This is a genomic window from Amycolatopsis silviterrae (assembly GCF_042684085.1).
Classification (GTDB): Bacteria; Actinomycetota; Actinomycetes; order Mycobacteriales; family Pseudonocardiaceae; genus Amycolatopsis; species Amycolatopsis silviterrae.
Genome location: NZ_JBHUKS010000018.1, coordinates 103,024 through 115,951 on the forward strand (window position 1 = coordinate 103,024; position 12,928 = coordinate 115,951).

The following is a 12,928-nucleotide window of genomic DNA, read 5'->3' on the forward strand; positions in this document are numbered from 1 at the left end:
GGTCCGTTGGAGACAGGCTCTTCGGAGACACAGTGGACACTTCTCAAACCTCCAGGCGCAGCATGTCGTCCGTCGTCTCCCTGCGCAGCAGCAGCCGGGCGGCGCCGTTGCGCACGGCGACCACCGCGGGCCGAGGCAGCCGGTTGTAACCGCTGGCCATCGCGTAGCAATAGGCACCGGTCGCCGCGACGGCCAGCAGGTCGCCGGGAGCCAGGGTGTCTGGCAACCAGCAGTCTCGGACGACGATGTCGCCGGACTCACAGTGTTTTCCCACCACGCGAGACAGCGCCGGGGTCACCGGGTCGTCTCCGTCGGCCGCGGACCGGGAAACCACCCGGCAGTCGTAGACCGCGTCGTAGAGCGCGGTGCGGATGTTGTCGCTCATGCCGCCGTCGACGCTGACGTACCGGCGGGCGGTCTCGTCGCCGAGCGCGACGTCCTTGATCGTGCCCACCTCATACAGCGTGAACGTGCCCGGACCGGCGATCGCGCGGCCGGGTTCGCCCGCGATGCGCGGCACCGGAAGGTCGGCGTACGCGCATTCCTTGCGGACGATGTCGCGGATCTGCGTGATCATCTGCGACGGCGGCGGCGGGTTGTCCTTTTCGGTGTACGCGATGCCGAAACCGCCGCCGAGGTCGACGACGTTCATCTGCTCCAGCAGGTCCCGGCCGTGTTCCTTGGCCAGGTCGGCGAGCAGCCCGACGACGCGGCGCGCGGCGACCTCGAACCCGTCGGCGTCGAAGATCTGCGAACCGATGTGGCTGTGCAGGCCGACCAGCTTCAGCGACGGCGCGTTCAGCACCCGGCGCACGGCCTCGGCGGCGTCGCCGGAAGCCAGCGAGAAGCCGAACTTCTGGTCCTCGTGCGCGGTCGCGATGAACTCGTGGGTGTGCGCCTCGACGCCGACCGTCACCCGGACGAGCACCTTCTGCTCGATCCCGTGCGCGGCGGCGATTTCGGCGAGCCGGGCGATCTCGTAGTACGAGTCGACCACCACGGTGCCGACCCCGGCCTCGACCGCGGCGTCCAGTTCGGCGACCGATTTGTTGTTGCCGTGGAACGTAATCCGCTCCGCCGGGAAGTTCGCGCGCTGCGCGACGGCCAGCTCGCCGCCGCTGCAGACGTCGAGGCTCAGCCCCTGCTCGGCCACCCAGCGGGCGACCTCGACGGACAGGAACGCCTTCGACGCGTAGTGCACGAGCGCCGGGTCGTCGAACGCCTCGGCGTAGTCGGCGCAGCGGGACTTGAAGTCCGCTTCGTCGACCACGAACAACGGCGTGCCGTACTTCTCGGCGAGGTCGCGCACGTCGACCCCGGCGATCCGGACGACGCCGTCCGCGGCGCGATAAACGTTGCGCGGCCACACTTTCGCGGGCAGCTGGTCGAGTTCGCCGGCACTCGCGGGAGGGAACCCGGAGGCGTCGGCATGGGGGTAGACGTCGGCGTGGCGGGGGCCCGCGGGGTGCGCCATGGTTTACATCCGTTCCGGAGCGGAGACACCGAGCAGCGACAGGCCGTTCGCCAGCACCTGGCGCGCGGCTTCACACAAAGCGAGGCGGGCGTGGGTGAGGGGGGTGGCCTCCTCGTCGCCCTGCGGAAGAACACGGCCCACGGTGTAGAACTTGTGGTACGCCCCGGCCAGTTCCTCGAGGTAGCGGGCGACGCGATGCGGTTCGCGCATCTCCGCGGCCCGGCGCACCACGGCGGGGAATTCGCCGATGGTGCGGATCAGATCGCCCTCGGCGGGCAGGGTGAGCAGTCCGAAATCGACGTCCGAGACCGTGATGCCGAGGTCCGCCGCGCCGCGCTGCAGCGACGACAGCCGGGCGTGCGCGTACTGCACGTAGTAGACCGGGTTGTCGTTGGAATGCTTGCGCAGCAAGTCCAAATCGATGTCCAAAGAGGAATCGACGGAATACCGGATCAGCTCGTAGCGGGCCGGGTCGACGCCGACCGCCTCCACGAGGTCCTCGAGCGTGATCACGGTGCCCGCGCGCTTGGACATCCGCACCGGCTTGCCGTCGCTGACCAGGTTCACCATCTGGCCGATCAGCACCTCGACGGTGGCCGGGTCGTCGCCGAACGCGGCCGCGGCGGCCTTGAGCCGGGCGATGTAGCCGTGGTGGTCCGCGCCGAGCATGTAGAAGCACAGGTCGAAACCGCGGTTGCGCTTGTCCTTGAAGTAGGCCAGGTCGCCCGCAATGTAGGCCGGGTTGCCGTCCTTCTTGATGACGACCCGGTCCTTGTCGTCGCCGTACTCGCTGGAGCGCAGCCACCAGGCGCCCTCGGCGAAGTAGAGGTTGCCGGAGTCCTTGAGCTGCTGCACCGCCGCGTCGACCGCGCCGGACTCGTGCAGCGAGTTCTCGTGGAAGTAGACGTCGAAATCGGTGCCGAACTCGTGCAGGCTCTGCTTGATCTGGCTGAACATCAGCTCGATGCCGATGCGCCGGAAGGTCTCGTGCCGCTCGTCCTCGGGCAGGCTCAGCGCGCTCGGCTCGGCCTTGATCACCTCGGCCGCGATGTCGCTGATGTACCCGCCCGCGTAGCCGTCCTCCGGCGCGGGCTCGCCCTTCGCGGCGGCGATCAGCGAGCGCACGAAGCGGTCGATCTGCGCGCCGGCGTCGTTGAAGTAGTACTCGCGGGTGACGTCCGCGCCCTGCGCGCCCAGCACGCGGCCCAGCGCGTCGCCGACCGCGGCCCAGCGCGTGCCGCCGAGGTGGATCGGGCCGGTCGGGTTCGCCGACACGAACTCCAGGTTGATCCGGGTCCCGGCCAGCGCGTCGCCGCGGCCGTACTCCGCGCCCGCGGCCAGCACCTGGCGCACGACCTCGCCCTGCGCGTCGGCGGCGAGCCGGAAGTTGAGGAAGCCCGGCCCGGCGACCTCGGCCGCGGCCACGCCGTCCGCGCCGGCGACGACCTCGGCGAGCGCCTCGGCGAACTCGCGCGACTGCATGCCCGCCTTCTTGGCCACCTGCAGCGCGAGGTTGGTCGCGTAGTCTCCGTGGTCCGGATTGCGCGGGCGTTCGATGGTCACGGTCTCCGGCAGCACGGCGGCGTCGACGCCGCGTGCGGCGAGGACCTGCTCGGCGGAGCTGCGGACCAGATCGGCGAGAGCGGCGGGAGTCACTCTCCGGATTCTAGGTGCGCTTCGGCCGCGCGCTCGCGGCGGTACGCGCTGGCGAGACGGCGGGCACACCGGAGGCGGATGTTCCGCTCGCCGGGGCGCCTCCCGGGTGTTCACGGTGATCGCACGCCCGGTCTCTACACTGGGCTACCGGCAGGGGTCCGCCCGGCTCCCTTCCCCGCTCTCACGAGGAGATCTCGGCAATCATGGCCAACGGGACCACCAAGAAAAAGGGCTCGTCCGCGGTCAAGGCGGCGAAGAACCGCTCGGTCGTCGCGGGCAAGCGGACGCCTTGGGGCACCATCATCGGCGTCGTCGTGGTGGTCGCTCTGCTGGCCGGTGTCGTCACCTATTACCTGGTGAAGTCCGCTCCGAAGCGCGACCAGGCGTCCCGCGACGAGGCGGCCGCCGCCTTCGCGCCGACCGCGAGCAACCCGGACCCGTCAAAGAAGATCCCCGGCATCGTCATCAAGCAGTACACCGGTCAGCTGCACATCCTGCCCACCGAGCGGGTGGCCTACGACCAGAGCCCGCCGTTCGGCGGCCCGCACGACCAGAGCTGGGCCACCTGCACCGGCGTCGTGTACCCGGAAGCGGTGCGCAACGAGAACATGGTGCACTCGCTGGAGCACGGCACGGTGTGGATCGCCTACAACCCGGACCAGGTCAAGGACGACCAGGTGGCGCTGCTCGAGGCGCGGGTCAAGGGCAAGCCGTTCACGATGATGTCGCCGTATCCGGGCCTGGACAAGCCGATCTCGCTGCAGTCGTGGGGCCACCAGCTGAAGCTGGACAGCGCCGACGACCCGCGCATCGACCAGTTCATCGCCGCGCTGCGGAGCAACCCGAACGGCGTGTACCCGGAGATCGGCGCCTCGTGCGACGCGCTCGGCAAGGGCCTGTTCGACCCGGCCAACCCGCCGAAGTTCGACCCGAGCAAGCCGGGCAAGGACGCGAAGCCGATGGACTACAAGGGCAGCCCCGGAGCACAGGGCGAGCAGGGCGGCATGCCGGGGACCCCGCCGGCCGGGCAGTGACCGTGGGGCGTTCCGAAGAGGCGGCTGAGGTCGGCGGCGTCGAAAGCACCAAGCTCGAGGCCGCCGAACCCGCTGAGCAGGCTGAGCCGGCTCCGGTGGAACGGACCGGCTGGTCGCGCTGGGTGGTCATCGGCGGGACGTTGCTCGCCGTGCTGCTGGTCGGGGCCGCGATCGGCGTCTTCGCGACGCGGCTCACCGACGGCAGCGACGCGGTGCCGGCGACGCCCGGCGCGGGTTCGGTCGAGGTCGGGTTCGCCCAGGACATGTCGGTGCACCACCTGCAGGCGGTCACCATGGCGGGCTGGGCCCGCGACCATTCGGCCGACCAGGAGATCCGCCAGCTCGCGTTCGACATCGAGCGCACGCAGACCGAGCAGGTCGGGCGGATGAAGGGCTGGCTCATGCTGTGGGACCAGCCCGAGCAGGCGACCGGCGCGTACATGAAGTGGATGACCGAGCCGATGGGGCACGCCGGCATGCAGATGCCGACCAGCTCCCCGGCGGGCGGCGCGCCGATGCCCGGCATGGCCACCGACGCGGAACTCGCGAAGCTGCGCACGCTGTCCGGCCGCGCGCTGGACGTCGACTTCCTGCAGCTGATGCTGCGCCACCACCAGGGCGGCGTCGCGATGGCCGAGTACACGCAGGACCACACGGCCAATGACGCGGTGAAAGCGTTGTGCCGCAGCATGTTGGTGTCGCAAGGGGCCGAGATGGACCAGATGAAGGCGATGCTGAAGGACCGGAGCGCGCAGCCGCTGCCTGGCCCCTGAAAGACGTCGTGAGTGGCAATCCCGGTTCTAACCGGGATTGCCACTCACGAGCTTTTGTACCGCGGCCGCGCCAGCTCCACGATCTCCCCCAGCTTCCCCCACTCGTCCCGCCCCAGCCGGGACAACGGCCGCAGCCGCTCGATCATCGGATGGTCCCCGTCGAGCACCTGCTCGCTGACCGCGAGGTGCACGACCCGCCCGAACACCACCGTCGAACGCCCGAACCCGACCGTGCTGTGCAGTTCGCACTCGAACGCCACCGGCGATTCCGCCACCCGCGGCGGGCGGACCTTCAGGCTCGGCTCGCGGGTCAACCCCGCTTCGTCGAATTCGCTCAGCTCCGGCGGGAAATCCGCGCCGGTGGCGTTGATCTGCTCGAACAACGGCTCCGGCGCGAGGTTGACCACGAACTGCCGGGTCGCCTCGACGTTGCGCAGGGTGTCCTTCCGTCCGACGGAGGTGAACTGCAGGACGGCGGGCGCGGCCGAGGCGACGGTGAAGAACGAATGCGGCGCGAGGTTGTCCACCCCGGCCCGCGACGTGCTCGACACCCAGGCGATGGGCCGGGGCACGACGGCGGCGGTCAGGAGGTGGTAGAACGCGTTCGGGGCCAGCTGTGCGGGGTCGAAATCCTTGCGCATAGCCCCCGGTCTACCAGGACAGCTCCGAGCACCGGCGCGCGCATTGCGGTCCTTCGACTTGCAGCGTCGCGTGTTTGATCTCGTAGCGGACCGACAGCAGGTCCTGCGCCTTGGTGAGCACTGTGGACTGTTCGGCGTCGGCTTTCACCGTCAAGTGCGCCGAAGCGACCTCCATGCCCGAGGTGAGGGTCCAGACGTGCAGGTCGTGCACGTCCGCGACGCCCGGCAGCGCGGCGAGTTCGGTGCTGATCTCGCCGACGTCCACGCCGGCGGGCGCGTGCTGGAAGAGGATCCGCAGCGCGCGGCGGGCGAGCGTCCAGGTGCGCGGCAGCACGAACAGTCCGATCGCGACACCGATGATCGGGTCGGCGTAACGCCATCCGGTGGTGAGCGTGATCGCGCCGCTGAGCAGCACGCCGACCGAGCCGACGAGGTCGGCCAGCACTTCGAGGTACGCGCCGCGGACGTTCAGGCTTTCCTTCGCGCCCGAGCGCAGCACCAGGAACGAGACGATATTCGCGACGAGCCCCGCCGCCGCGGCGAGCAGCACCGGCAGCCCGGGCACCTCCGGCGGGTCGGTGATCCGGCCGATCGCCTCGACCGCCACGTACCCCGCGACGCCGAACAGCAGCACCGCATTGGCAAGCGCGGCAAGGACTTCCGCCCGGTACATGCCGAACGTGCGGCTGGGCGTCGGCCCGCTGCGGCGCGCGAGCACGATCGCGGCGAGCGCCATGCCGACGCCGAGGACGTCGGTGAACATGTGCGCGGCGTCGGAGATCAGCGCGAGCGAGCCGGTGGCGAAGCCGACCGCGAACTCCAGGACCATGAACCCGGCACCGACCGCGAGCGCGATCAGCAGTGCGCGGACGTAGCGGCCGGACGCGCTCGCCGGAGCGGCGGTGTGCCCGTGGCCGTGCCCGTGTCCCATCGCTCGCCTCCCAAGTTTCGGTGTCGAGAGGAAATATATAGTGACATGCGCATATGTGCAATACAGGTTAGCCTAACTTCACTCTAATGCCTGGTGGAGCGTTCTCCCAGCCCTGTTCCGCGAGGTGGGAAAGATCAGCGCACGAGGCGGAAGAACCCGCGAATCTGCTCGACGAGCGACTCTGGCTGTTCCATCGCCGCGAAGTGCCCGCCGCGCGGCAGCCGCTCGAACCAGCGCAGGTCGGTGTACTTCAGCGCCGCCTGCCGCCGCGAGGGACGGACGATGTCGCGCGGGTAGACCGAGATGCCCGACGGCGCGGTGACGAGATCGCCGAAGCTGCGGTAGCTCTCCCAGTACAGCCGGGCGGACGACGTCGCCGACGCGGTGAACCAGTACGCCGAGATCGCGTCGAGGAGCTGCTGCCGGGTGACCGCGTCCTCTGGACGGCCGTTGTTGTCAGTCCAGGCCCAGAACTTCTCGGCGATCCAGGCCGCCTGTCCGGCCGGCGAGTCGGTGAGGCCGTAGCCGAGAGTTTGCGGACGCGTGCCCTGTTGCCCCGAATACCCCTGGCCGGTACGCCGGAACTCCGCCATCGCTTGCGCGCCTTCGCGTTCCTCGGCCGTCTCGTCCGCGAACTCCCCGGGCGGAGCGGCCGCCATGTTGACGTGCACGCCCGCGACCCGCTCCGGCGCGACTTCGCCGAGCGCCCCCGACACCGCCGAACCCCAGTCGCCGCCCTGCGCGCCGTACCGGTCGTAGCCGAGGGAGACCATCAGCTGATCCCACGCCATCGCGATTTTCCGCACGCCCCAACCAGCTTCGGTCGGCTTGTCACTCCAGCCGTACCCCGGCAGCGAGGGCGCGACGACGTGGAACGCGTCCGCCGGGTCGCCGCCGTGCGCCCGCGGGTCGGTCAGCGGGCCGAGGATCTCCAGGAATTCGAGCACCGAACCCGGCCAGCCGTGCGTGATCACCAGCGGAAACGCGTCCGGCTCCGGCGAACGGAGGTGCACGAAGTGAATGCCGAGGCCGTCGATGGCCTGACGGAACTGCGGGAAGACGTTGAGCCGGTCAGCGAAGCCGAAGTCGTAGTCCTCGGCCCAGCTGCGGCACAACTCCCGCGCGTAGGCGAGCGGCAGCCCCTGCGACCAGTCGCCGACGGTCTCCGCCTCCGGCCACCGGGTGCGCCGCAACCGCGCCCGCACGTCGTCGATGTCCTCAACAGCCACCCTGACCTGGAACGGCTCGGCGCGCACCGCCGCCTCCCTCCGTCTCGATGGTTCGACGCTACCGCGCTAAGCACCCTCTGTGCGCGGCCGTTGAGGGGCATGCGCTAGGCTCTGTTCAGTCGCGAAAGCGAGCCCTCGTAGCTCAGGGGATAGAGCACTGCCCTCCGGAGGCAGGTGTCGCAGGTTCGAATCCTGCCGAGGGCACACTCGAATACGGGAACGGCGGAGATGTCAAATATGACGTCTCCGCCGTTCTCGTTTCCGCGTTTGCGCATCAGATATGCCAGCACGCCATCGAAAGCCGGTCCCAGAAAGGCAGTCCAGCGCACCCAGGGGTACGGACCACACACACCGATCCGCCGTGTCCCGTTCAGCTGCACGACGTGCCAGGCACCGCCTCCCCGACGCCGCTAAAGCAACTAATAGTTGCGCGAAGCTGCCGTTCGGAGTAGGAAAGATCATGAGGGGTTCGCCGCTTCGACGGCGGCGTCTCCGGGGGCATCCGCCTTCGGGCCCCGGTATCGCCGGATCCGGGAGCAGTCATGACAGACCAGGTTTATCCGCCCGACCCGGGCGACACGCTGGTGTTCGAGAACGACCGGGTCCGGGTCTGGGCGATGACCCTGCCTCCCGGCGGCATGTTCGACTTCCATCAGCACCACCACGACCACCTCGTTCTGTGGCCGGACGCCGGACGGGCCGAAGGCCAGGAACTCGGTGATCCCGAGTGGTCGCTTTCCCTGGATGTCACGCCGGGCTTCGCGATGTTCAAGACGGTCGGGCGCGGCGGACCCCTTCGCCCGCACCGCATTCGCAACCTCGAGGACCGCAGCGTCACCCATTACATCGTCGAGCTGATCAGTGAGCCGTCCCCCAGCCCGGCGGAACTGCCGGGGGTCGCCAACGACCGGGGACAGCTGACCGACCGGCGCGGCCAGGAACGACGGGACTGACCATGCTTCAGCACATTTCCCACGGCGCCGTCACGATCGCCTACGAAGAATCTGGCTCGGGCGAACCGCTCATCCTGCTTCACGGCGGGGAGAGCGGCCTCGTCCAGTACGACACGTTCCGGCCGGTGCTCGGCGACGGGATCCGGGCCATCGCCTACGACCAGCGCGACACCGGCGGCTCCACGAATCCCGCGGAGCCTTACCGGATGGAGGATCTCGCCGACGACTGCGCGGCCCTGATCCGAGGGCTCGGCTACGAACGCGCGCACGTCTTCGGCGCCTCCTACGGCGGAGCCATCGCCTTGCAGGTCGGGATCAGCCGGCCGGAGGTCGTGCGGACGCTGACCGTCGGAACCGCGATTCCGCGGTTCTCCGCGGCACCGGCCTCCACACAGAACCTCACTCATGCGTCGGAAGATCGCGCGGCCAAAATGCTCGACGCCGTCCTGTCCGGGAACGGGCGGCGGTCACCCGAATTGCTCGCCGAGGCCCGGCGAATTCTCCTCCACCGACCTGCCGGGGCGGACAAACGCCGGATGGACGCGATCCGTGAGTTCGACGTCCTTGGCCGTCTTGTCGAGATCACCGCACCCACCCTGCTGATCTACGGCTCCGACGATCCGCTCGGCAAAGTCGCGTACGGACAGCAGATTGCCGAGTCGATTCCCGGTGCCCGCCTTGAGGTGCTTCCCGGTATGCGGCACGGGATCACGCTGGAGGCCAAGCACGAGGTGGCCGCGCTGGTTCGCGACTTCATCCTGGCTTCTCCGCGGTAGACCGCGTCGCGGCGCTATTCCGCGTGCACCGCGTGAATACCCGCCAGAATGATGTCGACGACCTGATCCGCGTCTTCGCGGGTGAAGGATCGCCGGCCCCGGCGGAGGAGCAAATGCACCGGGCCGGACAGCATTTCGGTGAGGAAATGGACGTCCACCGGCGGCAGCTCGCCGCGTTCGAACGCTTTGTCCAGTCTTTCGCGCATGGTCGCCATCCGCCGTTCGTGCGCGGCGTCCACGATCGCGGTCACTTCTTCGTTCTCCGGAGCCGACGCCGTTACGTTCGACAGCGCGCGGCCTCGCGGAGTGGACAGGGAATCGGCGAGAGCCACGAGGAACTCGGCCAGGTCCACACGGAGGTCACCGGAGTCCTTGAGCACCACGCTGTCCGCGTCGTACGAGGACAGCGCTTCGATCACCAGCTCGACGTGGTCCGGCCAGTTCCGGTAGACGGTGGTCTTGTTCACCTTGGCGAGTTCGGCCACTTCCTCGTAGCGGAACCTTTCGATGCCGTCCCGCGCCACCAGTTCGGTGGCCGCGGCCAGCACGCGCTCACGCACGCGAGCGTTCCGTCCGCCCGGCCGGCGGGCCGGCGTCGCGCTCCCGGCGTCTTTGCCCGCCCCGCTGTGGTCGGCCACCGTCACTCACCCCTGAAGACTCGCTGCGCGGCGGCTGGTCGACCAGGCACCCGGGGGACGGTGCCGCCGGTCCGGCCCCCGGGTGCATGATGCCGTACCGCCCTACTGCGCGAGCAGCAGCCGCGCGTTGCGCCGCTCGATGTCCTCCCACGTCGCGGGGACCAGGAGAGCAGCCCCGCTGTTCGCGGACGCCTGCGCCTTGTCCGAGTAAGGCCGCTGACGCCGCTCGTATTCGGTGAACGCCGCCGCGTGGTCGCCATCGTGGCGGGCGAGTTCTTCGGTCAGGAGCCATGCTCCGGTCAGTGCCAGGGAGGTGCCGCGTCCGGCCATCGGAGTCGCGCAGTGCGCGGCGTCGCCGAGGAGGACGACGCGTCCCTGATGCCACGTCGGCAGGTGGATCTGGGCGATGGCGTCGAAGTACAGCTCCGGGTCCGCCTGGGCGGCGGCCAGCAGTTCAGGAATCCGCCACTGCCGGTCCTTGCCGTAGAAATCGGCGAGAATGCGTTTCTGCGCGGCCAGATCGTGGTGGTCGTACTCGATTTTCTCCGAGCGGAAGGTGAAGATCGCGAGCGCCTTGTCCCGGTACCGGCCCAGGCACGCCATCCGCCCCGGCAGATTGAGGATGTGCACCGAATGCGGCACGCCTTCCGAGACCGCCTCCGCGGGCGCGGCGCCGATCGCGACGTACAGGCCGAGATGCCGGGAGAACTCCCGCTCCGGACCGAACACCAGCCGTCGCACGTTCGAGTGCGCGCCGTCCGCGCCGACCACGAGGTCGTACCGGTCTTCCCGCCCCGAATCGAACCCGACGGAGACCTGGCCGCCGTCGTCGGACAGTGTCCGCACGGAGTCCTCGAAACGCAGCTGGGCTCCCTCCGGCAACGCCTCCCGCAGAATCCGCATCAGGTCTTCACGGGGAATCTCGATGTCCGCATCGGAATCATTGGTCTCCGACATCGGCTGAGGGGCGACGACAGCGCCGTTCTCGTCGACGAACTTCGCCCCCTCGGTCATCGTGATCGAATGCTGGAGCACCTCGTCCAGCAGCCCCATCCGCTCGATCACCCCGACGGAGTCCCCGCGCACGTCGATGGGCGAACCGTTCGTCCGCAGATGCCCGGCACGCTCGACGATCTCGACCGTGTGCCCGGCACGCGTCAGATCGATGCCCGCGCTGAGTCCCGCCACCCCTGCCCCGCTCACCAGGATCCGCATCCTGGCCTCCTCTCCCTTGATCCACGTTCCCCAGGGGCGACTATAGCAACTTTTCGTTGCTTTAGCCTGATGGAGGTGGGCAGGCCAGTCCGTTGATCCGTCTAGCAGACCGGCTCTTCGGGATCAGGGCTTTCCTCCAGCGGGAACCGGTCGCCGAAGGCCGGTTTGAGATCGCTCAGCCAGACCGCGGCGGGGTCGTATTCGGCGTAGAACGGCCTGCCGACCAGGTCGGGATTGCGCGCCTGGATCAGGTGCAGGGCGAAGACCTTCCGGCCCGCCAGCTCGACCACCCCGTCCACGCAGACCTTCCCCGCCGTCGTCGACATGGATGGTCCCCGCACGGTCCGCGCGAGGCCGGAGACCGCGGCGTAGGCGTCGCGGAAGATCTGGTACCCGCGTGCTAGCGGCACCGCGAAGTAGTCCGCGGGACCGGTGTCGCGCTCCACGAACATGTAGTACGGGACCATGCCGAGGCGCACCTGCTTGCGCCACATCGATTCCCACACCTCCGCCGCGTCGTTGATGGAACGGATCAGCGGCGCCTGGGTGCGGATGACGGCCCCGGTGCCCCGGATCCGGGCGATCGCCTCTTCGACGATCGGGGTTTCCAGCTCGCGCGGATGGGAGAAGTGGGCCATCACAGCCAGGTTCTTGCCCGCGCGGACGACCTGTTCGAACAGCGCGAGCAGGTCTCCGGCGTCCGGGTCGGTCACGAATTTGCGCGGCCAGAACGCGAGTGCCTTCGTGCCGATCCGGATGGACTCGATCTGTTCTAGCGCGAGCAGGGGTGCCACCTGCTGCCGCAACACCGCCGCGCTCATGATCATCGCGTCGCCGCCGGTGATCAGCACATTGGTGACCTCGGGGTGGGCGAGCAGGTAATCGACGAGTTCCTGGGAGCCGCCGTCGTCGGCCGCGATGCGCAAACCGGGTTCGCCGACGAATTGCGGCCAGCGAAAGCAGTAACTGCAATAGGCGTGGCAGGTCTGGCCTTGGCGAGGGAAAAACAGCACCGTCTCGCGATATTTGTGCTGCACGCCTTCCAGCACGTGTCCGTCCAAAACCGGCCGGTTGAGCTGCATTTGCCCCGCCGGGTGCGGGTTGAGCCGCATCCGCACCCGATGGGCGGCCTGCTGGACCTCCTGGCGTGGTGCGTCGCGGCGCAGCAGGCCGGCGATGTGGTCGACGTCCTCCTCCGGCAGCATGTCCTTCTGCGGGAACATCAGCCGGTAGATCGGGTCGGCCGGGGCCGCCGACCAGTCGATCAGCTCGTCGACCACGTAGTTGTTCGTCCGGAACGGCAGGACTTCCGCCACCGCTCGCACCGCCAGCCGCTCGTCCGGCGACAACCCCGCGCGGGCGGTCAGCCGGTCGAGATGTCTCGCGGTGAAGGCGCGGAATCCGCGGTTCGTCGAGGTTGTCTGGGCAGTATCCATCAGAGTCACGTGCGTACCTTCACTCCGTTGCCGAAGGCCGCGAAGCCCTCTTCGTCGTGTTTCTCCTCGAAAAAAGGGCGTCAAGAAACCCGGCGCGATATCCGCCGCAAAGGAATCAGCGCCCTGCTTTTATGGCCGAAAGCCCCACATTTCGGCTACTGGAAAGCGTCTC

At 68.9% G+C, this 12,928-nt stretch carries 12 protein-coding genes and 1 tRNA gene; 5 read left to right on the forward strand and 8 right to left on the reverse strand.

The genetic code is table 11. The features are described 5' to 3' along the window. Positions 1-43: 43 nt before the first annotated feature. Together lysA and argS are read right to left on the reverse strand one after the other, a co-directional pair. Positions 44-1,474, reverse strand: a complete 1,431-nt coding sequence (gene lysA, locus ACFSVL_RS25780) for a diaminopimelate decarboxylase (protein WP_378308119.1) — start codon at positions 1,472-1,474, stop codon at positions 44-46. A 3-nt stretch (positions 1,475-1,477) separates the two neighbouring features. Beyond that, positions 1,478-3,130, reverse strand: coding sequence for an arginine--tRNA ligase (gene argS / locus ACFSVL_RS25785; RefSeq protein WP_378308120.1), 1,653 nt, complete (start codon positions 3,128-3,130; stop codon positions 1,478-1,480). A 203-nt stretch (positions 3,131-3,333) separates the two neighbouring features. Between argS and ACFSVL_RS25790 the strand changes: the two genes are divergently transcribed. Together ACFSVL_RS25790 and ACFSVL_RS25795 are read left to right on the forward strand one after the other, a co-directional pair. Then, the gene (locus ACFSVL_RS25790; RefSeq protein ID WP_378308121.1) at positions 3,334-4,164 is read left to right on the forward strand and encodes a DUF3105 domain-containing protein; all 831 of its coding nucleotides are present in this window, start codon (positions 3,334-3,336) and stop codon (positions 4,162-4,164) included. Positions 4,165-4,259: 95 nt separating this feature from the next. Continuing rightward, positions 4,260-4,937 (forward strand): DUF305 domain-containing protein, encoded by a 678-nt coding sequence (locus ACFSVL_RS25795; protein ID WP_378308392.1) that lies wholly within the window; start codon positions 4,260-4,262, stop codon positions 4,935-4,937. A gap of 44 nt (positions 4,938-4,981) precedes the next feature. On the opposite strand, the gene ACFSVL_RS25800 is transcribed toward ACFSVL_RS25795, so the two are convergent. From ACFSVL_RS25800 to ACFSVL_RS25810, 3 genes are all read right to left on the reverse strand, one after another. Continuing rightward, positions 4,982-5,578, reverse strand: a complete 597-nt coding sequence (locus ACFSVL_RS25800; RefSeq protein WP_378308122.1) for a flavin reductase family protein — start codon at positions 5,576-5,578, stop codon at positions 4,982-4,984. A 10-nt stretch (positions 5,579-5,588) separates the two neighbouring features. Further along, on the reverse strand, positions 5,589-6,509 hold the full coding sequence (locus ACFSVL_RS25805; protein WP_378308123.1) for a cation diffusion facilitator family transporter: 921 nt from the start codon (positions 6,507-6,509) through the stop codon (positions 5,589-5,591). 134 nt (positions 6,510-6,643) lie between these two features. Beyond that, the gene (locus ACFSVL_RS25810) at positions 6,644-7,765 is read right to left on the reverse strand and encodes an epoxide hydrolase family protein (protein ID WP_378308124.1); all 1,122 of its coding nucleotides are present in this window, start codon (positions 7,763-7,765) and stop codon (positions 6,644-6,646) included. Positions 7,766-7,869: 104 nt separating this feature from the next. Between ACFSVL_RS25810 and ACFSVL_RS25815 the strand changes: the two genes are divergently transcribed. From ACFSVL_RS25815 to ACFSVL_RS25825, 3 genes are all read left to right on the forward strand, one after another. Continuing rightward, positions 7,870-7,942, forward strand: a tRNA-Arg gene (locus ACFSVL_RS25815). 338 nt (positions 7,943-8,280) lie between these two features. Continuing rightward, complete coding sequence (locus ACFSVL_RS25820; RefSeq protein ID WP_378308125.1) at positions 8,281-8,691, forward strand: hypothetical protein; 411 nt, start codon at positions 8,281-8,283, stop codon at positions 8,689-8,691. A gap of 2 nt (positions 8,692-8,693) precedes the next feature. Next, on the forward strand, positions 8,694-9,467 hold the full coding sequence (locus ACFSVL_RS25825; RefSeq protein ID WP_378308126.1) for an alpha/beta fold hydrolase: 774 nt from the start codon (positions 8,694-8,696) through the stop codon (positions 9,465-9,467). Positions 9,468-9,481: 14 nt separating this feature from the next. Here ACFSVL_RS25825 and ACFSVL_RS25830 read toward each other — a convergent pair whose 3' ends face one another. From ACFSVL_RS25830 to ACFSVL_RS25840, 3 genes are all read right to left on the reverse strand, one after another. After that, a complete protein-coding gene (locus tag ACFSVL_RS25830; RefSeq protein ID WP_378308127.1) occupies positions 9,482-10,027 on the reverse strand; it encodes a TetR/AcrR family transcriptional regulator in 546 nt (181 codons plus the stop codon). A 180-nt stretch (positions 10,028-10,207) separates the two neighbouring features. Then, positions 10,208-11,320 carry an FAD-dependent monooxygenase gene (locus ACFSVL_RS25835; protein ID WP_378308128.1) on the reverse strand — a complete coding sequence of 371 codons (1,113 nt, stop codon included), beginning with the start codon at positions 11,318-11,320 and terminating at the stop codon, positions 10,208-10,210. A 101-nt stretch (positions 11,321-11,421) separates the two neighbouring features. Further along, positions 11,422-12,765, reverse strand: a complete 1,344-nt coding sequence (locus tag ACFSVL_RS25840) for a KamA family radical SAM protein (protein WP_378308129.1) — start codon at positions 12,763-12,765, stop codon at positions 11,422-11,424. Positions 12,766-12,928: the final 163 nt, after the last annotated feature.